The organism is Teichococcus globiformis, from assembly GCF_042646265.1.
Classification (GTDB): domain Bacteria; phylum Pseudomonadota; class Alphaproteobacteria; order Acetobacterales; family Acetobacteraceae; genus Pseudoroseomonas; species Pseudoroseomonas globiformis.
On record NZ_JBHRTN010000004.1, the window covers coordinates 1 to 20713 of the forward strand.

Consider the following 20713-nt stretch of genomic DNA (forward strand, 5'->3'; position numbering starts at 1 on the left):
CAAGATCCACCAGCTGACCGGCGTGCCCTCCGCCTTCACCCCCGACTACGCGCCCGAGGAAATGTTCGAGATCGCGCAGAAGCTCTACAAGGCTTCCCGTTGATGTGACGGGGCGCGCGGCATGGTTCCGCGCGCCCCGGACTTGCACGTCAGAGTCTGGAGGACGGCGATCCGCCGCCAGTGCAACCAGCATGCTGACAAGGCAGGCTGGCGCGTCGCGTTCCCGTCCCACAGCCTGTTTGCCGCTGCACCGGCGGGCGTGCCGCGCGCCCGGTCGAGCCGCCTTTATGCAAATTTCCGCTTCAGGATGCACATCCCGAAGCCTTGAGCCCTTGGAACTTCCTGGACCATCCAGAGTTCATTGCGGCGTCGCGTGCCGGATCGGTGGCCGTGTCGATCCATCCGGAGGGCCAGGCCTGCATGCGCGTCGGCATCATTGCTCATCTGAAGTACCCCATCAGCGAACCCTTCGCCGGCGGCCTGGAAATGCACACCCACATGCTGGCGCGGCTCCTGCGGCAGGCGGGGCACGATGTGCGGCTTTACGCCGCCGAGGGCAGCGATCCCGCCCTCTCACCCGAAACCATGGGACCGCCGACCGGGGAGCCTCAGACTCAGTTGGCCCTGGAGCACATCGCGCTTGCGGAGCATCGTGCCTACAAGCGCATCCTGCAGAAACTGCGCATTGATCCGCCAGACGTGATCCACAATAACTCGCTCCACTATCTGCCCGTGGATGTGGCGCATCTGCTGCCGGCGCCCATGCTGACCGTGCTGCATACTCCACCCTTTCCGGAATTGCGCAACGCGGTGGCCGAGCAGCTGCCGGAGGCCCTTCCGCTGCTGGCCGTTTCCGCCTCCGTGGCGCAGGAATGGCGCCCGTGGCGGAAAGATGTGGAGATCGTGCCGAACGGCGTGGAGCTGGATCGGTTTCGCGCCATGAACCATTCAGTGCCGCGAAACCATGCGCTGTGGTACGGGCGCATGGTCCCGGAGAAAGGACCGCACCTTGCCATCGATGCGGCGCGCATGGCCGGAATGCCGCTACGGATGGCCGGCGCGATCTGTGACACGGACTACTGGCATGGGGAGGTTGCGCCCCGCCTCGGCGGCGCCATCAGCTATATCGGTCATCTGGACCATGCAAGTCTGGCGGAGGAGCTTGCCGCCGCGGCCGTCGCGGTCTGTACCCCGCGCTGGGAGGAGCCTTTCGGCCTTGTGGTGGCCGAGGCGCTCGCTTCCGGCACGCCGGTCGCTGGCTTCGCGCGCGGTGCGCTGCCGCAGATCCTCGATGCCGAATGCGGCGTTCTGGCGCCGGCCGATGATGTTCCGGCACTGGCCAGAAGCATCCGGGCGGCGGCAGGGCTGTCCCGTGCGGCCTGCCGGCGCCGTGCCGAGAGCATCTGCGACGCCGGCACCATGATCGCCGCCTATGAAGCCGCCTACCTTGCCTTGCTGCAGCGACGGCCGCTTCCGGGCGGGCGGGTCGCCAGCCAGTCCTTGTGATGCAACCCGCCGTCATCTGTGTTCCTGCTCGCGACGAGCGCTCCGAGATTCCTTCTCTGATCCGCACGGTGGCGGCGCAGGAGGCCGATGCGCCAATCCGCCTTGTGCTTCTGGCCAATCATTGCCGGGACGGCACTGCGGAACGGGCACGTGAGTTGGCGGCGGCCGAGCCTCGCCTTCAATTGCGCCTCCTGGAAGTCGAGTTCCCGTCGCACGAGGCCCATGCGGGCTCCGCCCGGCGCGCCGCGGTGCAGGCCGGTGCCGATTGGCTGTGCGAGTTGGGCGCCCACGAGACTGGCGTCGTGCTGAGCACCGATGCGGATGCCCGTTTGCCGCCCGGCTGGCTGATCGCCAACCTGCGTGCGCTGGCATCCGGCGCAGAAGTGGTGGGCGGACGGATCGAGGCGGAGGATACGTCCTCCAATCCCCTTCCCGCGGCCATCCGCGGGATGGCGTCGCACATCGGCGCCTATTGGCAGGCCGTACGCGCCTTGTCCGACAGCATCGATCCCTTGCCACACGATCCGCCCCCCCGACACGGCGACCACACCGGTGCCAGCCTCGCGGTGGCCCTGCCCTGGCTGCGGGCGGTGGGGGGTGTACCGCCACTGCGCAGCCGCGAGGATGTCGCGCTCGTGGAGGCGCTGGAATGGGCCGGTGCCCGGCTGCGACACGCGCCTGATGTCTGGGTTGAGGTTTCGGCGCGCCAGCATGGCCGTGCCGAAGGAGGCATGGCCGCGGAGATGAGGCGATGGGCCACTGCTCCGGCCGATGCTTACCACCTGCCCGCGGCCAGCCACTGGCTCCGGCTGGCTCGCACCCGCCGTGCCATCCGGGACGGCTTCCATTCTGGCCGGTTGCCTGATCTGGCCGGATACCTGGGCCTTGAAGCCGCCTCGCTGACCCGGATCGCCGCGGAAAGCCCCAACGACATTGCCTGCGTTGCCCGAGTTTGCCGGTTGCTGCCGACGGGCACCGCGGCACAGCAGGAGATGGTTGCGGCAATGCGGGAGATGCGCGCACTGGCTGAGCCGGAACGGGTCGCGTGAGGCCGATCGGCTACTACGTGCATCATCAGGGCTGGGGACACTGGCAGCGCGCGCGGGTCATCGCTTCGCAGCTGCGGCGTCCTTGCCGGCTGATCGGCAGCCTGCCCTTGCCGGATGGCTGCGACCCATCCTTTCTCCGACTGCCGGACGACGCACTTCCCAACGTGCCGTCCCGCCCCCGTGATCTTCCGGAGTCTTCCGCCCTGCACTACGCACCGCCCGGCGGTGCAGGCTTGCGGAACCGGGCGGCAATCCTGGCCGGCTGGATCGCCGAGAACCGCCCGGCGCTGATGGTGGTGGATGTGTCCGTGGAGGTGATCCTGTTGTCGCGCATCTGCGGCACGCCGGTGGTGTCCATGCGGCTGGCCGGCCGCCGCGACGACGCGCCGCATCTGGCGGGTTTCGAAGCCAGCGAAGCGCTGATCGCCCCGTTTCCTGAAACGCTGGACGACGCCGATCTGCCAGGCTGGGTGCGGGACCGCAGCTTCCACGCTGGCTTCCTGGCCGAGGCACCCGCGCCGCCGCCACCGCGCCCACTGGGGCGGCGCATCCTCGTGCTGCTGGGGCGCGGCAGCGGCATGCAGGATGGCGCAGCGCTTGCCGCCGCGGCGGCCGCCACACCGGGCTGGAAATGGGAAGTCGCCGGGCCGGTCCGTCCGGATGTCGGCGCAACGCCCAACCTGTGCTGGCTGGGCTGGGTGGAGGATGTCGTTCCGCGCCTGCAAGCAGCCGACGTGGTTGTCGGTGGCTGCGGCGACGGTGTGCTGTCGGAGGTTGCGGCCCACGCCAAGCGCTTTGTCTGCATTCCCGAACCGCGTCCCTTTGCCGAGCAGGAAAGCAAAGCAGCGCGCCTGCAGGCGCTGGGCGCGGCAGTGGTGCTGCCCGGCTGGCCGCCGGCAACGGACTGGCCCGCTTTGCTGGATGCGGCGCTGGCCTTGGAACCGGGACGCATCGCCGCCCTGTACACAGCCGGAGCCGCGCAACGCACCGCCGCCTTTATCGACGCACAGGCGGATGAAGCAGTAAGCCGCTACGGCATCCGCTGAGGCGGATCAGAACAGCCGATCTGGTGGACACAGTGCCGCCGCCACCTCCCTTTCCGTAGGTTGCCGCAGCAGCCGGATCTCCGCCGATCGCGGCGACCACCGGATAAAGCCGGCGTCGGCGAATTCCTGAAGCCACCCATCCATCGGCCACATGCCGTGCCTGGAATGGAAGCGGCGCGCATTGGCCAGGATATCCGCAAAGTGCTGCAGGGGCGGATCGTAAACGGGATGGTGCTGGTGGAATACCCTGGCCTGTCCGCTCAGCAGCAGTGGCAGGCCGCGCGCGGCGGCGCGGAAGGCCAGGTCGGTATCTTCGGCGCCGTATCCTGTGTAGGCCGTGTCGAAGCCGCCCAGGGCCTCGAAGCTGCTGCGCCGCACGGCAAAGGCAAGCGACCAGAACAGCCCGGTATTGGGTTCCCGCCGCAGACCGCCAGGCGGGAAAGGCCGATGCGGATGCGGAACTCCGTTCGCCTCCATCTTCCGCAGCTCGGCACCCGGCCCTCCATGGCCGGGAGGCAGGTAAAGCACCTCGCAGCAGATCAGCGCGTCATGCTGATCGAGTGTCGCCGACATCACGCGAACCAGTTCCGGCGCCGGGATGCAGTCGGCATCCAGAAAGATCAGCCCTTCGGTTGCCGCCTCGGAAGCGGCCCGGTTGCGCGCTGCGGCCAGCGGCAGTTCCGTTGCGGGGCAGTGCCGGTGGCGCAGGGGAAAAGGCAGGGTCGGCAGCGACCTCCGCTGGGGATCGAGGTCCACCAGCACGGCGGCCTCCGGGAAGGCGTCGCCCCTGACCAACCCGGCGAGCAAGCCCCGCAAGGCCTCGTTCCTGCCCTTGGCCATGGTGAGCACGGTCACATCCACACCCTATGCTCCCGATCATCGCGGCACAGCCTGCCGGCAGGCTGCAACGAAAAGGTTGAGTTACGGGTTGCAGCCGGCATGGACATCGAGCGCTATGCCGGCCTGACCCAGGCTCTGCACTGGCTGACCGCGGCCCTGCTTTGCGGCCTGCTGCCCTTTGTCTGGGTAGCGGAGAATTTTCCGCCGGGTGAGACCCGCGTCTTCTGGTACCTGATGCATGAATCCTTTGGCATCAGCGTGTTTCTGCTGGTGCTGCTGCGGCTTACCTGGCGCTGGCGGCACCGTGCGCCGGATTACCCTGAGGGCACCACCCGCTTCATGCGCATCATCGCCCGGCTGAACCACGCACTGCTCTACGCCGTGCTGCTGGTCATGCCTGTAACGGGCTACCTGATGGCGGGCAATGGCCAGCCCGTGCCCTTGTTCGGGCTGCTGTCCCTGCCGGGCCTCCCGCGGAACGATGCGCTGGGGGTGGCGGCCAACACCATCCATGTGTCGGGGCAGTTCGCCCTCTACGCTCTTCTGATCCTGCACGTCGCCGCCACGGCCTGGCACGTCGCCATCCGCCGTGATGGGCTGCTTGATCGCATGGTGCCGCCGCAGCGGCGCCGGTCCCCGTGAACCAGCCCTGGCGCCGAGTTCGCAACCTTCCTCCCGTTGCCAGGCTTTCCTTTCCCGCCGCACCGGCACCGCTGTCGGTCCCCTGCCCGAAAGGATGCCACGCTTGACCCATCTGCCGCCCGTATCCGGCCCACTTGGCCGGGACGCGATCCTGTTGCGTCGGTTGCGGCACCTTCTGCCCGCGGTGCAGGAGCGCGCGGCGGCGCTGGATGCCGACGCTGCCCCCTATCCGGAGGCTGACCTGGCCGACATGGCGGCGGCCGGGCTGATGACGGCGCCGCTGCCCAGCGAACTGGGCGGGGCTGGCTGGGGTATCGAGCCGGGCAAGGCCACCGCACTGATGACGGCGCTGCGGCTCGTCGGCCGTGGTAGCCTGCCTCTCGGCCGGCTGTATGAAGGGCATGTCAACGCGCTGCGCCTGGTGATGCTGCACGGCAACGCCGTCCAGCGGAAAGCTGCCGCCGCCGCCGCGCGGGATGGGCGGCTCTTCGGCGTGTGGAATGCCGAGATGCCGGGTGGTGGCACCTGGCTTGGGCCCGATTCCATGCTGCATGGCAGCAAGATCTACTGCTCTGGCGCCGGGCTGGTCGCCCGGGCGCTTATCACCGCGCGGCAAGGGGATGGCGGCCCGGCTTCCATGTTGCTGCTGCCGCTCGACACCCAGCAGCACCGGGCGGACCTTGCGCCCTGGACCGCCGCCGGCATGCGCGCCTCGGCCACCGGGCATTTCAGCTTTGAAGGCATGATCGTGACGCCGGACATGATCCTGGGGGAGCCGGATGCCTATTTTGCCCAGCCCGATTTTTCCGCCGGAGCGTGGCGCTTCCTTGCTGTGCAGCTGGGCGGCGCCGAGGCGCTGGTCTCAGCATTGCGCCAGCATCTGCGCGCCACCGGACGCGGCGCCGACCCGCATCAGGGGACGCGGTTCGGGCAGGCGGTCACCGCGCTGGAAACGGCGCGGCTCTGGGTCGCGCGCGCGGCGGAGCTTGCCGAGACCGGGGTCTGCGACGCCGGGCGGCTGCTCGCCTATGTGGATCTCGCCCGGGGTGCCGTGGAGGAGGCAGCGCTTGCGGTGCTGGAGTTGACGCAACGCTCCATCGGCCTGGCGGCCCAGTGCCGGCCTTCCCCCGCCGAGCGCATCTCGCGCGACCTGGCCACCTATCTGCGGCAGCCTGGCCCGGACCGTGCCCTGATGGCAGGAGCGGCCGCCTGCCTCCAGGACCCCGCCGAGCCCGGCGACATATGGGATCAGGACGCGCCGCGATGATGGCGGCGGACTACATGCGGGCGGCCGAGGCGCTGCCGCTTGTGAGCCTCGACGCATTGTTGCCGGAAGATGGCGAGGTGCTGGTTCTGGCGCCGCATCCCGACGATGAAGCCCTTGGTTGCGGAGGATTGCTGGCGGCGCTGGCCGCGGCGGGCCGGCCTGCCGGAGTACTGATCCTGTCCGACGGGGCCGGGTCCCATCCCGGTTCGCGCCGGGTGCCTGCCCCGGCGCTCCGGTCGATGCGGGCGCAGGAAGCGGCCCGGGCAGTCGCGGCGCTGGGCCTGCCGGCTGAGCGGCTGCGCCTGGCAGGATACCCGGACGGCGATGTTCCGGCGTCCGGTCCACGGCTGCGGGAGGCTGTTTCCACCATCCTCGACCTCCGCCCGCGCACCATCCTGAGCCCGCTCGGCCTTGATCCGCACAAGGATCATGAAGCGAGCTGGGCGATCGCTCAGGACGCCGCGCAGTGTTCCGGCGCCCGCCTCCTGGCCTATCCGGTCTGGAGCTGGAGGTACCTTTATCCGGAGATGGGACCCGGCATGCCCCCCCTGCCACCGCGCGAATGGCCTGGTCCGCCTCGCGGAGCAAGGCTCGATATCACCGCATTTCGCGACACCAAGTTGCGTGCCGTGGGCGAACATCGCAGTCAGACAAGCGATCTGATCGACGACGACCCAGATGGCTTCCGGCTGTCGGAGGCGGCGCTGGCGGTGTTGCAACGCCCGTTCGAAGTGTATTTGGAACCGGTAGCATGAAGGATGATCCTTCCCTGCCGAACGACTACTTCGATGCGCTCTACGCCGCCTCCGACGATCCCTGGCGCTTCGAGACCAGCGACTACGAGCAAGCGAAGTACCATGCGACGCTGGCAGCCCTGCCCCGCCGCCGCTACGGGCGCATCTTCGAGGCCGGCTGCTCCATCGGCGTGTTGACAGCGCTGCTGGCCTCCCGATGCGATAGCCTCCTGGCCATGGATGCCGCTGCCGCGCCGCTGCGCCTCGCCCGCCAGCGACTGGCCGGCAACCCGTCGGTGTGCTTTCGCCAGGGCAGAATCCCTGAGAACTGGCCCGACGGATCCTTTGACCTCGTGCTGATCTCGGAGCTGCTCTACTACCTGTCGCCGTGCGATGTCGGCACCGTTGCGCGGCGCGCGGCAGCCTGCCTGCAACCCGGCGGCGATGTGGCACTGGTGCATTGGCGCCCGTTGGCGGAACCGCCCTTCCCGCTCACCGGCGATGCCGCCACAGCCGCCTTTCTCGCGGCCGCGCCGATGCTGCTGCCGATCCACGCATCCGCCAACGCGCAGTATCGCATCGACATCCTGCGCCGGCCCGGCAGGGCCTGTCCGTCGAAGGTGCAGCCTGAATCGCATGGCACGCCCTGATCGGCGCAGGCGTTGACCCTTGCGGCGTCGCATGGCAGGCAAGGCGCATGCCGCAACTCCAGGCCACCCAGATCCCCGTCACGCCCCTGCAGCAGAACTGTGCCCTCATCTGGGACGCGGAAGCGGGGCACGGCGTCGTGATCGATCCGGGCGGCGACGTGCCGCGCATCCTGGCCGCGCTGGATCGGGCGGCCTGCAAGGTGGACCGCATCCTGCTCACCCATGGGCATCTGGACCATGCCGGCGGGGCTGCCGCGCTGAAGCGTGAATTGCAGGCCCGGCAGGGCGAGGACGTGCCGATCGAGGGGCCGGATCGCCGCGACGCATTCCTTCTCGACGCTCTGGAAGATCAGGCCGCGCGCTTCGGCATCGACGGCCTGGAGAACGTCACTCCGGATCGCTGGCTGGCTGAGGGCGACACGGTGTCCATCGCCGGACAGGAGTTCGCCGTGCTGCACTGCCCCGGACACACTCCCGGCCATGTGGCTTTCGTTTCCACCGCGCTGCAGGTCGCGCTGGTGGGGGATGTGATCTTTCACGGCTCAGTCGGGCGCACTGACTTCCCCTACGGCGACCATGCCGCGCTGATGGCCTCCATCAAGGACAAGCTGCTTCCGCTCGGCGACGGGATGCGCTTCCTGTGCGGCCATGGTCCGGGCTCCAGCTTCGGCGAGGAGCGCGAAAGCAATCCATTCCTCAACGGCCGGGCCTAGCGACGGCGCCTCGGCGGATCAGCGAAACCCGCGACCTGGCCCTGCTTTCCCGAGAACAAGGAAGGCAGGCATGAAGGTCGCAACGTTCAACGTCAACAACGTGAACCGCAGGCTGGCGAACCTGCTGCACTGGCTCGAAAAGGCCGCGCCCGACGTGGTCTGCCTCCAGGAACTGAAGGCGGATCAGCAGGCTTTCCCCCTGCGGGCCATCCAGTCCGCAGGGTACGGCGCCGTGTGGGAAGGTCAACGAAGCTGGAACGGTGTCGCCATCCTTGCCAGGGGCGCCTGCCCCGTGTTGACGCGGCGGTCGCTTCCGGGCGACGCATCCGACAAGCAGAAGCGCTACATCGAGGCCGCTGTGAACGGGGTTCTGGTCGGCTGCCTGTATCTGCCGAACGGCAACCCACAGCCGGGCCCAAGGTTCGCCTATAAGCTGGCCTGGTTCGACCGGCTGATCGGACATGCGGAGACCCTCATGGCGGCCGGCATCCCCGCGGTGCTGGCCGGCGACTATAACGTCGTTCCAACCGATGCAGACATCTACCCGACGCGCTCCTGGAGCCGCGATGCCCTGTTGCAACCTGCCAGCCGAGCGGCTTTTCGCCGGCTGCTGAAGCAGGGATGGCTCGACGCCCTGGCGGAAAAGGGCGGAGCCGGCAGCTACACCTTCTGGGACTACAAGCGCGACCGTTGGGCACGCGATGCAGGCCTGCGCCTTGATCACCTGCTGCTCAGCCCCGCCGTGTCCGGACGGCTGCTGGACGCCGGCGTCGACCGCTGGGTCCGGGGCGAGCCGGGTGCGAGCGACCATGCGCCAGCCTGGATCAGGCTCAGGCCACCGAAAGCGGCGTCGCGGCGCTGATCCTCGATGGCTTGAAGGCCTAAGTGGCTGGAAACCGTCCGTGTTCCGGGGCGATCAGGGCAGCAACGCCGCTCCGTTGCCGCCGCCAAGGCCGAGCCACAAAGGCCGGCCAGTTCAGTGGCGCGAAGTGTCGCTCATCGCCCGGTAGGCCGCTTCCAGCGCGGCCAGGGAGCGCGCGCCCTGCGCCGCCGCTGCCTTGTCGCTGCTATCCGCATCGTCGATCTGCGTGCGGGCAGCCTCGATCCCTTCGGCCAGGCTTTCGCTGCACTGAGCCAGGTACTCGTCAACCTCGCCCTGATCCATCTCGGCATCGGCGCGCCAACCGGTGACGATGCTCTGCACCTCCCTCGCCACGCGCTCAGGCGTGCCGCCCCGGCCGATGACCTCCGCGATGCGGGTCAGCGCTTCCCTGGGTGGGTTGGAGCGGGCGGGCTTCCGAACGACGCCGGACTTTCTAGGCATTGGCAATCCTGTGGCCTTTGCCCGGGCGGGCATGGCAGATCAAATGGCTGTTGGATGTTCATATAGGATGCCGCAGCGTGGTTTTCCGCCCTACGCCCGCCGACGCCATCATAACAGCCGTGCCCTTCAGCATTCGATCGCGTTGACCGCCAGCCCGCCTTCGGATGTTTCCTTGTACTTCGACAGCATGTCATGGCCGGTTTCGCGCATGGTGCGAATCACCTGATCCAGGCTCACATGGTGCGCCCCGTCCCCGTGCAGCGCCAGCCTGGCCGCGTTGATCGCCTTTACGGCGCCGATCGCGTTGCGCTCGATGCAGGGGATCTGCACCAGTCCTCCGATCGGATCGCAGGTCAGCCCAAGATTGTGCTCCAGCCCGATCTCGGCGGCATTCTCCACCTGCATGTTGTTGCCGCCGAGGGCTGCGGCGAGCCCGGCAGCGGCCATGGCGGAAGCCGATCCCACCTCTCCCTGGCAACCCACCTCCGCTCCGGAGATCGAGGCATTGCGCTTGATCAGCGAGCCCACGGCGGAGGCGGCCAGCAGAAAGGTTTCGATGCCCCGCTCATCGGCCCCCGGCACGAACTCGATGTAGTAGTGCAGCACAGCCGGCACGATGCCGGCCGCGCCATTGGTGGGGGCCGTCACCACCCGGCCGCCGGCGGCATTCTCCTCGTTGACCGCCAGCGCGTAGAGATTGACCCAATCCATGCCGCGCATCGGATCGGACTCGTTGGCCTGCGCGCGAGCCTGCAGCCTTTCATACAGGGCCGGCGCGCGACGCCGCACCTTCAGCCCGCCGGGCAGTTCGCCGCGCTGCCGCAAACCACGCGCCACGCAGTCGCGCATGGCGGACCAGATGCCGGCGATACCCGCGCTGATGGCGCCATCGTCGCGGAAGGCGCGCTCGTTCCGCCGCTGCAGCTCGGCGATGTTGACCCCAGCGGAGGCCGCCATCGAGAGCATCTCCGCCGCGGTGCCGAAGGGATAAGGGATGGCGGGTGCCGAGAAACCCTTGGCTTCCCCCTCATCCCCATCCTCGACGATGAAGCCGCCGCCAATGGAATAGAACACCCGGCGCAGCCCTGCGCCGCCGGCGGGACCGGTGACCGTGAAAGCCATGCCGTTGGCGTGCCGCGGCAGCGTTTCCCGCTTGCGGAAGACGATATCCGCTTCGGGCCGGAACGGAACCGCAAGTCCATCGCCGAGGTCAAGGCTCCCACGGGACCGCAACCCTTCCAGCAAGGCCGCCACGGCATCCGGGTCGATGGTGTCCGGCCTTTGTCCGAGCAGGCCCAGGATCACGGCCGTGTCGGTGGCATGGCCCTTCCCGGTCAGCGCCAGCGAGCCGTAGAGATCCACCACCAGGCCGCTATAGGGAAGCCGCGGCAACTCGGCCATGAAGCGCCCGGCGGCGATCATAGGTCCCACGGTGTGCGAACTGGACGGGCCGATGCCGATCCGGAAAAGGTCGAACAACCCTGCCCAGGGCAGCGGGGTCGGTGAAGCTGGGGAAGAGGGGAGCTGAGCCATGCCGTGTCACCAAAGCCTCAACAAGGGCGCGGCTCAAGCGCGATTTCAGCGGCAGCCCTCGCGCCGGCACCCCATTCGCCCGCGGCACCGAGATCGGGGGGAAACATCGCCTCGGGCACGCGCCCCGGTCCTCAGGCCGTTTCGTTGAACAATTCGCGGCCGATCAGCATGCGGCGAATCTCGCTGGTGCCGGCGCCGATCTCGTAGAGCTTGGCGTCCCGGAGAAGACGGCCGGTCGGATACTCGTTGATGTAGCCATTGCCGCCCAGCGCCTGGATCGCCTCCAGCGACATCCAGGTGGCTTTCTCGGCGGCGAAGAGGATGGCGCCGGCGGCGTCCTTGCGCGTGGCCTTGCCCGCGTCGCAAGCCCGGGCAACAGCGTAGACATAGGCTCTGGCCGCGTTCATCACCGTGTACATGTCGGCGATTTTGCCCTGCATAAGCTGGAACTCGCCGATCGGGCTGCCGAACTGCCGGCGCTCATGCACGTAGGGCAGCACGATATCGAGGCAGGCCTGCATGATTCCGAGAGGCCCGGCTGCCAGCACCGCCCGCTCATAATCCAGTCCCGACATCAGCACCCTGACCCCCTGTCCGGGCTGCCCCAGCACGTTCTCAGCCGGCACCTCGCAGTCCACGAACACCAGCTCGCAAGTGTTGGAGCCGCGCATGCCGAGCTTGTCCAGCTTCTGCGCGGTGGAGAAGCCCTTGAACCCCTTCTCCACCAGAAAGGCGGTGATGCCGCGCGCGCCCGCTTCCGGATCGGTCTTGGCGTAAACCACCAGCACATCCGCATCCGGCCCATTGGTGATCCACATCTTGTTGCCGTTCAGCACATAGCGGTCGCCCCGCCGCTCGGCGCGCAGGCGCATGCTCACCACATCCGATCCGGCACCGGGTTCCGACATGGCCAGTGCGCCGACATGCGCGCCGGAGATCAGGCCGGGAAGGTAGCGGCGCTTCTGCGCTTCGCTGCCGTTGCGACGGATCTGGTTCACGCAAAGGTTGGAATGGGCGCCATAGGACAGGCCGACCGAGGCGGAGGCGCGGCTGATCTCCTCCATCGCCACCACATGCTCCAGGTATCCCATCCCGGCGCCGCCCCAATCCTCCTCCACCGTGACACCCAGCAGACCCATGGCGCCAAACTTCAGCCAGAGATCAGCGGGAAAATCGTTCTCGACGTCGATGGCGGCGGCGCGCGGCGCGATCTCGGCCGCGGCGAAGGCGGCTACCTGCTCGCGCAACGCGTCGGCCGTCTCGCCCAACCCGAAGTCCAGACCTGACATCATGAACGACCTCCCCTTCCACGCTGAGTCGTGAACGGCCTTGACTGGCCTGGCCCAGGCTGGGGCCCCCGACCCGGATATCAGCCCGCCATCACCACCGGAGCTCGCGGCGGACCCCGGCCCGGCCTGGGAACGCGCTCCGAGCCATTCAGCTCGTTGAGCAACGCCGCACGCCGCTGCGCCACATGATCGGCGTGCCGCTTCCGGACCGGCCCGTAGCCGCGGATCTGATCAGGCAATGCAGCGAGCTGCACGGCAATCGCATGGTTGGTCTCGGTCAGCGTGGCCAGGATGGTGGCCGCATCCTGCTCGTAAGCGGTCAGCAGATCGCGATCGAGCCGGCGGTCCTCCGTGTGGCGGAAAACATCGAGCACGCTGCCGCGCCAACGCCGCATCCGGGCCAGTACCCGGAAGGCAGGCAACACCCAGCGGCCGCTGAAGGCGCGTTTACGAGGCTCCCCCGTTTCGGGGTCCGGCTTTGACCAAAGGGGTGGCGCGAGATGGAACACCAACCGGTACTGTCCCTCGAAGCCCTCGCGCAGATGCTCCAGGAAGCCGGTTTCGGTGTAGAGGCGCGCCACCTCGTACTCGTCCTTCACGGCCAACAGCTTGTGGTAGCCGCGCGCCACCGCCTCGGCGAGCGCGGTTGACCCTGGAACCGCAGCCTGCTCCGCCTGCCGCACCCGCCGCACCAGCGCGGCGTAGCGCTGCGCCAGGGCGGCATCCTGGTAGGCCAGCAACTCCTGCTCGCGCCGGGCAATGACCTCATCCAGGCTGGTGGATAGGCGCTGCTGCGGGGATCTTGCCTCGGGCGGGGTCGCCAGCCGTTCCACCGCCGCAGGGTCCAGGGCGCAGCGACGACCCCACGCGAAGGCGCTCCGGTTCATCCCAACCGCAGCGCCATTCATCTCGATGGCCCGCAGGATGGAAGCGGGCGATACCGGCAACAGCCCCTTCTGCGACGCGTAGCCCACCATGAACAGGTTGGAGGCGATCGCATCCCCCAACAGCGCCGTAGCCAGCCGCGTGCCGGGCACGAAATCGGCGCGGCCCGTGCCGACACTCTCGAGGATCTGCCGCTCCATCTCAGCCACCGGGAAGCGCGGATCGGCGATGTGCACCGCGTCACCGGTTCTGCCCTGCGCCGCCAGGGTGCGCACAACGTCGCTGGTTACAGCAAAATCGCGGTTCACCACCGCGCGCGACACTCCGGGGCGCAACTTGGAAAGGGAATCCTTTGCCACCGCGACAACGATGTCACAGCCCAGCAACAGCTGGGCCTCCCCCGTTGCGATCCGGGCGGCGTGCAGGTCCTCCTGCCGCGTGGCGATTCGTACATGCGACCAGACCGGCCCGCCCTTTTGCGCCAGCCCGGCCATGTCCAATGTCGAGACGGCCTTGCCTTCCAGCGTCGCGGCGGTACCGAGCAATGCGCCGATGGTGACGACACCGGTGCCGCCCACACCGGTCACGAGGATGCCATAGGGCGCGTGAGCCGCGGCAAGCTCCGGCTCAGGCAGGACGGCGTTCCCGTCTTCGGCAAATGTCGGCCGGCCCCATGCCGCAGCATGACCGCGGCCCGGCATCTCCTGCGCTTCGCCATCGCCGCGGCCGCCGACCGACGCATGCCCGCCTGCTGCTCCCAGTCCGCCACCCGGCTCAGCGGCACGCCCCTTGCGGAGCGCACCCCCCTCAACCGTGACGAAGCTGGGGCAGAACCCCTCGAGGCAGGAGAAATCCTTGTTGCACGAGGATTGGTCAATCTCGCGCTTGCGCCCGAACTCGGTTTCCAGCGGCACCACCGACAGGCAGTTCGACTTGGTGCTGCAGTCGCCGCAGCCTTCGCAGACCCGGTCATTGATGACGACCCGCCGCGCCGGATCTGGCATCAGGCCGCGCTTGCGGCGGCGCCGCTTTTCTGCCGCGCAGGTCTGGTCGTAGACCAGCACGGATACGCCCGGATAGTCTCGCAGCTCGCGCTGGACCGCATCCAAGCCCCGCCGGTGATGCAGCGGTACCCCGGCAGGCAAAGTCCCGGCCGGGTGGCGGGAAGGATCGTCGGCCACCACCACCACACGCTCCACCCCCTCGGCGGCGACCTGGCGGACGATCTGCGGCACGGTCAGGCTGCCTTCCACCGGCTGCCCACCGGTCATGGCGACGGCGTCGTTGAACAGGATCTTGTAGGTGATCGCCACCTTGGCGGCGACCGCCTGGCGGATCGCCAGGAGGCCGGAATGCGAATAGGTGCCGTCGCCCAGATTGGCGAAAACGTGCTTCGTCTCGGTGAAGGGCGCCTGCCCCACCCAGGGCACGCCCTCGCCGCCCATCTGGCTGAAGGTGCGGGTCTGCTCCGGATTCAGCCATAGCGCCATGTAGTGGCAGCCGATCCCCGCCAGCGCACGGCTCCCCTCAGGCACCCTGGTTGAGGTATTGTGCGGGCAACCGGAGCAGTAGTGCGGAAGACGCTGCACGGCGCTGGCTCGCGGCGCCGCCAGCGCGGCTTCCCGGGCTTCCAGCAATGCCAACCGCTCATGGATGCGATCATCCTGGTGGAAGCGCCCAAGGCGGCGTGCCAGGACGCGCATGATGACAGCGGGCGTCAGCTCCCCCGCGGCCGGAAGCTGCCAGTCGCGACCCAACTGATCCCATTCGCCCGATTCATCGTACTTCCCGGTGACGCGAGGGCGAACATCCTCGCGCCAATTATAAAGCTCCTCCTTGAGCTGGTACTCGATGACCTGGCGCTTTTCCTCCACCACCAGGATTTCCTCCAGCCCTTCCGCGAAGCGGCGAACTCCCTCGGGGTCCAGCGGCCAGGTCATGCCCACCTTGAACAGTCGCAGGCCGATCTCCGCCGCCCGCGCGGCATCGATGCCCAGCGCATCCAGCGCCTGCCTCACATCCAGGTAGGACTTACCCGTGGTGATGATGCCGAAGCGGGCCCGGGAACTGTTGAAAACGGTGCGGTTGAGGCCGTTGGCACGCGCATAGGCCATGGCGGCATAGACCTTGGAATGCTGCAGCCGCCATTCCTGGTCCAATGGCGGATCGGGCCAACGGATCGACAGGCCACCTTCGGGAACCTCGAAGTCGCCTGGCACCCGTGTTTCCACGCGGAACGGGTCCAGCACCACGGAGGCGGAGGTTTCCACCGTGTCCGCGATGGCGCGCATGGCCACCCAGCAGCCGGAAAAACGAGACATGGCCCAGCCATGCAGCCCAAAATCCAGGAATTCCTGCACACCCGCAGGGTTGAGCACCGGGATCATGGCGGCGGTGAAGATATGGTCGCTCTGATGCGGCAGCGAAGAAGATTTCGCGCCGTGGTCATCACCCACCACGACCAGAACACCGCCATGCGGCGCGGTTCCGGCCGCGTTGCCGTGCTTGAACACGTCCACGCTGCGGTCCGCTCCTGGGCCCTTGCCGTACCACATGGCGAAAACGCCGTCGTACCTGGCGCCCGGAAAAAGGTTGACCTGCTGCGTGCCCCAGACCGCCGTGGCCGCCAGTTCCTCGTTCACGCCCGGCTGAAAGTGGATGCGGTGCTCATCCAGCTTGTGTTGAGCGCGCCAGAGCGACTGGTCCAGATTGCCGAGCGGCGAGCCGCGATAGCCCGAGATGAAGCCCGCCGTGTTCAGCCCTGCCCTGGCATCGCGCTGCCGTTGCAGCATTGGAAGCTGCACAAGCGCCTGGATCCCCGAAAGGTAGGATCGGTCCGAGGAAGCGAAGGCCACGCTGTCATTGGGCATCACTCGGATCTCCGTGAGCCGGATCGTGACGACGGGATTTGATCTGGTGTGCCGGGGGCCACCGCGCATCGGGCCATCGCCGGAATGCAATCGGACCGGGCATCGTCCTGGCCCTGGCGGCCCGGTTTCCCGGTGTGCCCTGTTGCCTCATGACCGGCAGCGCACGACAGGTGCGGTCCAAGCCAGCAGGATGGAACAAGGTACCATGGCACGTCCCCCGATCCCCGGACCTTTGCGGCCTTCTGGGCATTGCACGCGATGCGTGTTGATGCTGGCACCATAAGAGCCGGGCAGCCGGCGCGATGGAAGGGGTTTCGTCCGGATGCCCGCGCTGCAACCCCGTCCAGTGCGGCCGTCAGCGAACAGGCGCCGTCATGGCTTCGGCCCGCAACAGCGAGTGGCGCAGCCAGCGGCCTTCAGGCATCACGGAGCACCTCAAGGAAGGCGCATGATGCAGACCAATGCGAGGCCACGATTCCCCGAGAACAGCCTGCTGGCCGCCATGCTGAACGAGAGCGCGCCGCACGAGGCCCGGCGTGCCTTACGTCGCTTGCGTGCGGAGGGCGCGCCAGCGGTGGCGGTCGAAGGTGATGTGACCGTTCTGGCGGGCGGGCTGGCCTCGTCCACTGTGTCGCAATCCCCTGCCGTGCTGGACGGGCTGCCGCCGCTCTTCTGGCTGGAAGCTCCCCGCGGGCATGTTCCCGACCAGGGGGGAAGAAGCGGCTGGATTGTGGAAGGAAAGCCGAACGGGCTGGTCGCCCGCCGCTTCGGTATCGCGGCCGACTCTCAGGCCCTGCCCGAGCCGGAAGGAATATGGACCGTGCGATTTGGCTCAGACATGGAGGAGGACCAGGAAACACCTGTCCTCCGAGGCCTCATCACCGCTGTCAGTCTGCCCGACATGCTGTCACGGATGGGCGAAGCATCCCCCATCGTGCTGATGCCGGCCGAGGCGCCCGACGCCCATGCCGGCTTTCTGCGCGGCTGGCGCCTGCTGGTGGCGCTTTCCTCCGACTCGATCCCGCGCTGAGGTCACCATCCGGCCCGGCCACCGCCCCTTGCTCCCGGGGAAGAACGCCGGCCGCGTCAACGATCCACGCCTGGCGCGCGGGTGATGATTCGCGGCCGCACCGCCGCCCATCGTGGCTTCCACGCATCAGGCGGCCGAAAGCACGCTCAGTGCCGCATACCGTGGCTATGGCCATGGCCATGCCCCCCGGCGCCAGCAGCCCCCACCGGTACCTCCAGCGTGATGGCCCCGGCCCGCTCAAACGTCAGTGTTACCTGCACGGAGCCGCCAGCGGGCATCGGCTCCTTCAGCCCCACCAGCATCAGGTGCAGCCCGCCCGGCTGAAGCGTGACGCTCCCTCCGGCCGGGATCTCGATGGCTTCCACCGGCCGCATCCGCATCACGTCGCCATCCCGCTGGGTGGAGTGGATTTCCGCGACGCGCGGCAGCGGGCTGGAGATACCGACCAGGCGATCGGCGCTGCCGCCCTTGTTCCGGATGGTCATGAACACGCCGCCGGTCCCGCCCCGCACGGCGGCCCGTGCCCAGGGCTGTTCAATCGCGAGCGCCCCGGAGGAGGCAGCCGCCGCCTGCTGCGCCGCGACGGGGTGGAGGGGAATCAGCGGAAGGACGGCAAAGGCAGCCAGGGACCGGCGGAGAAGCATTGTCATGGCAGAAACTCCAGGTGATTTCTCAGGACTCGGCGATGCGGCGGGACAGGCCGCCGGCCAAGGCCTCCGGCGACAGGCCGGGGTGAAAGACGGCCTGCAAGCGCCCGTCAGGCGCCAGCAGGTAGAAGAAGGAGGAATGATCCATCGAATACTCGGCAGACCCGCCGGAGTAGCGCTTTTCGGCGACCACGCCATAGGCCTGCAGCACCGGTCCGAGCTGCTCCGGCGTGCCGGTCAGCCCGGTCAATCGGGGATGGAATTGCGGCACATATTCCCCCAGAAGAGCGGGGGTATCGCGTTCCGGATCGACCGAGATGAGAACGGGGCTGACATCGCTTTCCACCTCCTCCGGCAGCAGATCCAGCGCGCCGACCATGGTGGCGAGCTCGGTCGGGCAGACATCGGCGCAGGAGGCATAGCCGAAATAGATCAGCGTCCAGCCACCTCGAAAATCGCCATCGGTTTTCGGCTGCCCGTCCTGATCCACGAGCACAAAGGAACCGCCGGCCGGCCGGCCCCCGGAGAACGACGCTTCGGCGGGGTAGGCATGGGCGGTGGCATCGCGGCCGGGATCGAACAGCCAAGCCACGCCTGTCAGAAGCAGTGACGCGAGAACAAGGTACGCGACCAGCCGGTCGCGTTTCGGCAAAAAGGACATGCGGCGAATCCATCGCAACGCGAATGGCGGTGGGCCGTCGGAGCAGGGTTCCCAGACGGCGGCGGTGTTTCGGCAATCAGGCGACGGGCGGCCCCCGGGGCAGTTGCGGCGGTCCGCGCGGCGGTGGCGGGAGCACGTTCCGCCGGGCCGGGGGATAGTCCATCGTGCTGGCAGCAACCAGGCCGAGAGATATGGCTGACGGCGCCGGCAGCCCGATCGGCGGCGCGTGGCGGCACAGCGGACAGCCCGGATGCCCCTCGTGCTGCGGCACCTCCCGACCATCCGGATCGAGCAGGACGGTGCGGTATTGGCCGGACGAACTGCAAAGTTCGACCGCTTGGGCGGAGGCGACGCTGACAAGCGCCCGAAGGCCAGGCTCCAGCGCCGCCACCCACTGCACCAGCAGCAGGGTGGTCAGGATGCGCAGCAGGTGCCTGCCCCGGTCGGTCATCGCCGCGGATCTCTACCGAAGGCCGTGCGGGATGTCACCCGCCGCCGCCATGAAGGAAGGACCGGCCTCATTCCGCCGGAAGCGGCCGCGGCGACGGCCTGGCCATTCGCCAGCGAAGAACATCCACGATCAGAAAGGCCACCAGGCTGGCGCCCGCCACAGGCAGGGCCCATGCGAAGCCTGCGGCCACCAGCGCAACAATGGCGCGGGCTGGTGCCCGCAGCTGCAGCCAGCTCTGCATCAGTGTTCGCGGAAGGGCGCCGGGTGCAGGCCGGTTCTGCCACCAGATGCGGTAGCCATACAGGGTCGCCGCGACCAGGCCGAGGCCCACAGCCGCCATCAGGATCTGGTTCGCCACGCCGAACAGGACGCCCATGTGGATGTCGATGCCCCAGCGGATTAGCTTGGCCACAAGGGGAAAGCTGGTGAAGTCGGCGCGGCTGGTCACCTGCATCGAGGCCGGGTCTATGGCGACGGTATCCACCTGCGTCGGCCAGGAGCGATCGTATTCCCGCACAAGCCATGCTCGGTCGGCTCTTGGCAGGCGGATCTCCACCAGGGGGGAGTCGATGCCCGCCGCGCGCGACACGGCCAGCACCTCGTCAAGGCGGGATGCCGCATCCACAGGAATCGCCGCCCCATTGCCATGATGCTGGTGGTGATCCGCATGGTCGCCGACCGGCACCACTGGTCCCGGCGTCAGGGCCGCCGACACGGACGGCGTCACCCAGCCCAGGGCACTGCGCAGGCCATCGATGCGCCCCCCTGCCCATTGTGACCATGTCAGCCCGGTGACGGACAGAAACAGCAGGCCGAGGGACAAGGTGACGCCAAGCAGCCCGTGCAGCCGCCGCGTACGCAACCGGGCATTCCTCGGATTCTGTTGCGACAGGCGCCCGGTCCGTCGCCACAGCCAGAGCAGGATGCCGCCAAGCGCCGCGACCCAGAGCCAGGAGGCGGCCAGTTCGCTGTACAAGCGGCCAAAATCGCCCAGCAGCAGGTTGCGGTGCAGGTAGTCCAGCGTGGTGCGGAAAGGCAGGATGCCGCTGGTGCCATAAACGGTGAGATCACCCCGCACCGCCAGCGTCACCGGATCCACGAAGATGGCGCGGCTTTCCGATTCCCCGAGGGAAGGGTCCGAGAACATCACACGCGTGGTGCGGCCTGGCGCCGTTGCCGGACGGACTGCGAAAAGGCGCGCATCGGCTCCGGCCGCGGTTCTGGCGGCCTCCGTCTGCGCCGCCAGGCTCTGCGCCGGACCCGTGGCTTCCGCGGTCAGGGCGCCGCGGTAGACCACCTCCTCCAGCTGGGGCGTGATGACGTAGAGCACGCCAGTCACGGCGGCCACCAGCAGAAAGGGCCCGACAAACAGGCCGACGTAGAAGTGCAGCCTGGTCACGAAGGCCTTGAGCTCGGCAGCCGTGGCCGTGTGGGGAGGACTCATCGGCCGCCTCGGCCGGCAAAAGGGTGGAAAAACAGATCAGCGGGCAGGAGGGCATGCGCGCCTGTCCATGCGTGGTTCATGGCAACCATAAGGGAACTCCGGAAAGCAGCGACGGGTCGGCGGTTCAGGCCA

Annotated in this window: 19 protein-coding genes; 10 read left to right on the forward strand and 9 right to left on the reverse strand. The window is 68.2% G+C overall.

Features of this window, described 5'->3' with window-relative positions; translation table 11 throughout:
• The first annotated feature begins 324 nt into the window (after positions 1–324).
• Genes ACFOD4_RS01800 through ACFOD4_RS01810 form a run of 3 tightly spaced genes read left to right on the forward strand, consistent with a single transcriptional unit; the run spans position 325 to position 3601 of the window.
• Positions 325–1506: a glycosyltransferase gene (locus tag ACFOD4_RS01800; RefSeq protein ID WP_379593007.1), complete on the forward strand. Its 1182-nt coding sequence runs from the start codon at positions 325–327 to the stop codon at positions 1504–1506.
• A complete protein-coding gene (locus ACFOD4_RS01805; protein WP_379593009.1) occupies positions 1506–2555 on the forward strand; it encodes a glycosyltransferase in 1050 nt (349 codons plus the stop codon). Before ACFOD4_RS01800 ends, ACFOD4_RS01805 begins: the two co-directional genes overlap by 1 nt.
• The gene (locus tag ACFOD4_RS01810; RefSeq protein ID WP_379593011.1) at positions 2552–3601 is read left to right on the forward strand and encodes a hypothetical protein; all 1050 of its coding nucleotides are present in this window, start codon (positions 2552–2554) and stop codon (positions 3599–3601) included. Before ACFOD4_RS01805 ends, ACFOD4_RS01810 begins: the two co-directional genes overlap by 4 nt.
• A gap of 6 nt (positions 3602–3607) precedes the next feature.
• Here the strand turns inward: ACFOD4_RS01810 and ACFOD4_RS01815 are convergent, their stop codons facing one another.
• Positions 3608–4462 (reverse strand): glycosyltransferase family 2 protein, encoded by an 855-nt coding sequence (locus ACFOD4_RS01815; protein WP_379593013.1) that lies wholly within the window; start codon positions 4460–4462, stop codon positions 3608–3610.
• Positions 4463–4540: 78 nt separating this feature from the next.
• Between ACFOD4_RS01815 and ACFOD4_RS01820 the strand changes: the two genes are divergently transcribed.
• The 6 genes from ACFOD4_RS01820 to ACFOD4_RS01845 all read left to right on the forward strand — a co-directional run bounded on the left by ACFOD4_RS01820 (position 4541) and on the right by ACFOD4_RS01845 (position 9309).
• A complete protein-coding gene (locus ACFOD4_RS01820) occupies positions 4541–5083 on the forward strand; it encodes a cytochrome b (protein ID WP_379593015.1) in 543 nt (180 codons plus the stop codon).
• A 103-nt stretch (positions 5084–5186) separates the two neighbouring features.
• The gene (locus tag ACFOD4_RS01825) at positions 5187–6350 is read left to right on the forward strand and encodes an acyl-CoA dehydrogenase family protein (protein WP_379593017.1); all 1164 of its coding nucleotides are present in this window, start codon (positions 5187–5189) and stop codon (positions 6348–6350) included.
• Positions 6347–7105: a PIG-L deacetylase family protein gene (locus ACFOD4_RS01830; protein WP_379593019.1), complete on the forward strand. Its 759-nt coding sequence runs from the start codon at positions 6347–6349 to the stop codon at positions 7103–7105. The genes ACFOD4_RS01825 and ACFOD4_RS01830 overlap by 4 nt, the downstream gene beginning before the upstream one ends.
• A complete protein-coding gene (locus ACFOD4_RS01835) occupies positions 7102–7734 on the forward strand; it encodes an SAM-dependent methyltransferase (protein WP_379593021.1) in 633 nt (210 codons plus the stop codon). Before ACFOD4_RS01830 ends, ACFOD4_RS01835 begins: the two co-directional genes overlap by 4 nt.
• Before the next feature lie 47 nt (positions 7735–7781).
• Positions 7782–8447, forward strand: coding sequence for an MBL fold metallo-hydrolase (locus ACFOD4_RS01840; protein ID WP_379593023.1), 666 nt, complete (start codon positions 7782–7784; stop codon positions 8445–8447).
• Between the two features lie 70 nt (positions 8448–8517).
• Positions 8518–9309 (forward strand): exodeoxyribonuclease III, encoded by a 792-nt coding sequence (locus ACFOD4_RS01845; protein ID WP_379593025.1) that lies wholly within the window; start codon positions 8518–8520, stop codon positions 9307–9309.
• A 114-nt stretch (positions 9310–9423) separates the two neighbouring features.
• Here ACFOD4_RS01845 and ACFOD4_RS01850 read toward each other — a convergent pair whose 3' ends face one another.
• The 4 genes from ACFOD4_RS01850 to ACFOD4_RS01865 all read right to left on the reverse strand — a co-directional run bounded on the left by ACFOD4_RS01850 (position 9424) and on the right by ACFOD4_RS01865 (position 16348).
• Positions 9424–9771: a hypothetical protein gene (locus ACFOD4_RS01850; RefSeq protein WP_379593027.1), complete on the reverse strand. Its 348-nt coding sequence runs from the start codon at positions 9769–9771 to the stop codon at positions 9424–9426.
• Positions 9772–9897: 126 nt separating this feature from the next.
• Positions 9898–11304, reverse strand: a complete 1407-nt coding sequence (locus ACFOD4_RS01855; protein WP_379593029.1) for an L-serine ammonia-lyase — start codon at positions 11302–11304, stop codon at positions 9898–9900.
• A 131-nt stretch (positions 11305–11435) separates the two neighbouring features.
• Complete coding sequence (locus ACFOD4_RS01860; RefSeq protein WP_379593031.1) at positions 11436–12596, reverse strand: isovaleryl-CoA dehydrogenase; 1161 nt, start codon at positions 12594–12596, stop codon at positions 11436–11438.
• Positions 12597–12673: 77 nt separating this feature from the next.
• A complete protein-coding gene (locus ACFOD4_RS01865) occupies positions 12674–16348 on the reverse strand; it encodes an indolepyruvate ferredoxin oxidoreductase family protein (protein WP_379593032.1) in 3675 nt (1224 codons plus the stop codon).
• A gap of 448 nt (positions 16349–16796) precedes the next feature.
• On the opposite strand from ACFOD4_RS01865, the gene ACFOD4_RS01870 reads away from it, so the two are divergent.
• Complete coding sequence (locus tag ACFOD4_RS01870) at positions 16797–17378, forward strand: hypothetical protein (protein WP_379593034.1); 582 nt, start codon at positions 16797–16799, stop codon at positions 17376–17378.
• A 146-nt stretch (positions 17379–17524) separates the two neighbouring features.
• Here ACFOD4_RS01870 and ACFOD4_RS01875 read toward each other — a convergent pair whose 3' ends face one another.
• The 4 genes from ACFOD4_RS01875 to ACFOD4_RS01890 form a co-directional block, all read right to left on the reverse strand.
• Positions 17525–18028, reverse strand: a complete 504-nt coding sequence (locus tag ACFOD4_RS01875; protein ID WP_379593036.1) for a copper chaperone PCu(A)C — start codon at positions 18026–18028, stop codon at positions 17525–17527.
• 22 nt (positions 18029–18050) lie between these two features.
• Positions 18051–18686, reverse strand: a complete 636-nt coding sequence (locus ACFOD4_RS01880; RefSeq protein WP_379593038.1) for an SCO family protein — start codon at positions 18684–18686, stop codon at positions 18051–18053.
• 76 nt (positions 18687–18762) lie between these two features.
• Positions 18763–19137, reverse strand: a complete 375-nt coding sequence (locus ACFOD4_RS01885) for a DUF2946 family protein (RefSeq protein ID WP_379593040.1) — start codon at positions 19135–19137, stop codon at positions 18763–18765.
• A 67-nt stretch (positions 19138–19204) separates the two neighbouring features.
• Positions 19205–20581, reverse strand: a complete 1377-nt coding sequence (locus ACFOD4_RS01890) for a PepSY-associated TM helix domain-containing protein (protein ID WP_379593042.1) — start codon at positions 20579–20581, stop codon at positions 19205–19207.
• Between the last annotated feature and the right edge of the window lie 132 nt (positions 20582–20713).

Excerpts from the sequence above, each read along its gene's own strand:
- ACFOD4_RS01805 (WP_379593009.1), top strand. The coding sequence starts at position 1,506 with ATGCAACCCGCCGTCATCTGTGTTCCTGCTCGCGACGAGCGCTCCGAG.
- ACFOD4_RS01820 (WP_379593015.1), top strand. The coding sequence starts at position 4,541 with ATGGACATCGAGCGCTATGCCGGCCTGACCCAGGCTCTGCACTGGCTG.
- ACFOD4_RS01830 (WP_379593019.1), top strand. The coding sequence starts at position 6,347 with ATGATGGCGGCGGACTACATGCGGGCGGCCGAGGCGCTGCCGCTTGTG.
- ACFOD4_RS01835 (WP_379593021.1), top strand. The coding sequence starts at position 7,102 with ATGAAGGATGATCCTTCCCTGCCGAACGACTACTTCGATGCGCTCTAC.
- ACFOD4_RS01840 (WP_379593023.1), top strand. The coding sequence starts at position 7,782 with ATGCCGCAACTCCAGGCCACCCAGATCCCCGTCACGCCCCTGCAGCAG.
- ACFOD4_RS01845 (WP_379593025.1), top strand. The coding sequence starts at position 8,518 with ATGAAGGTCGCAACGTTCAACGTCAACAACGTGAACCGCAGGCTGGCG.
- ACFOD4_RS01850 (WP_379593027.1), bottom strand. The coding sequence starts at position 9,771 with ATGCCTAGAAAGTCCGGCGTCGTTCGGAAGCCCGCCCGCTCCAACCCA.
- ACFOD4_RS01855 (WP_379593029.1), bottom strand. The coding sequence starts at position 11,304 with ATGGCTCAGCTCCCCTCTTCCCCAGCTTCACCGACCCCGCTGCCCTGG.
- ACFOD4_RS01860 (WP_379593031.1), bottom strand. The coding sequence starts at position 12,596 with ATGATGTCAGGTCTGGACTTCGGGTTGGGCGAGACGGCCGACGCGTTG.
- ACFOD4_RS01865 (WP_379593032.1), bottom strand. The coding sequence starts at position 16,348 with ATGCCCAATGACAGCGTGGCCTTCGCTTCCTCGGACCGATCCTACCTT.
- ACFOD4_RS01870 (WP_379593034.1), top strand. The coding sequence starts at position 16,797 with ATGATGCAGACCAATGCGAGGCCACGATTCCCCGAGAACAGCCTGCTG.
- ACFOD4_RS01875 (WP_379593036.1), bottom strand. The coding sequence starts at position 18,028 with ATGACAATGCTTCTCCGCCGGTCCCTGGCTGCCTTTGCCGTCCTTCCG.
- ACFOD4_RS01880 (WP_379593038.1), bottom strand. The coding sequence starts at position 18,686 with ATGTCCTTTTTGCCGAAACGCGACCGGCTGGTCGCGTACCTTGTTCTC.
- ACFOD4_RS01885 (WP_379593040.1), bottom strand. The coding sequence starts at position 19,137 with ATGACCGACCGGGGCAGGCACCTGCTGCGCATCCTGACCACCCTGCTG.
- ACFOD4_RS01890 (WP_379593042.1), bottom strand. The coding sequence starts at position 20,581 with ATGAGTCCTCCCCACACGGCCACGGCTGCCGAGCTCAAGGCCTTCGTG.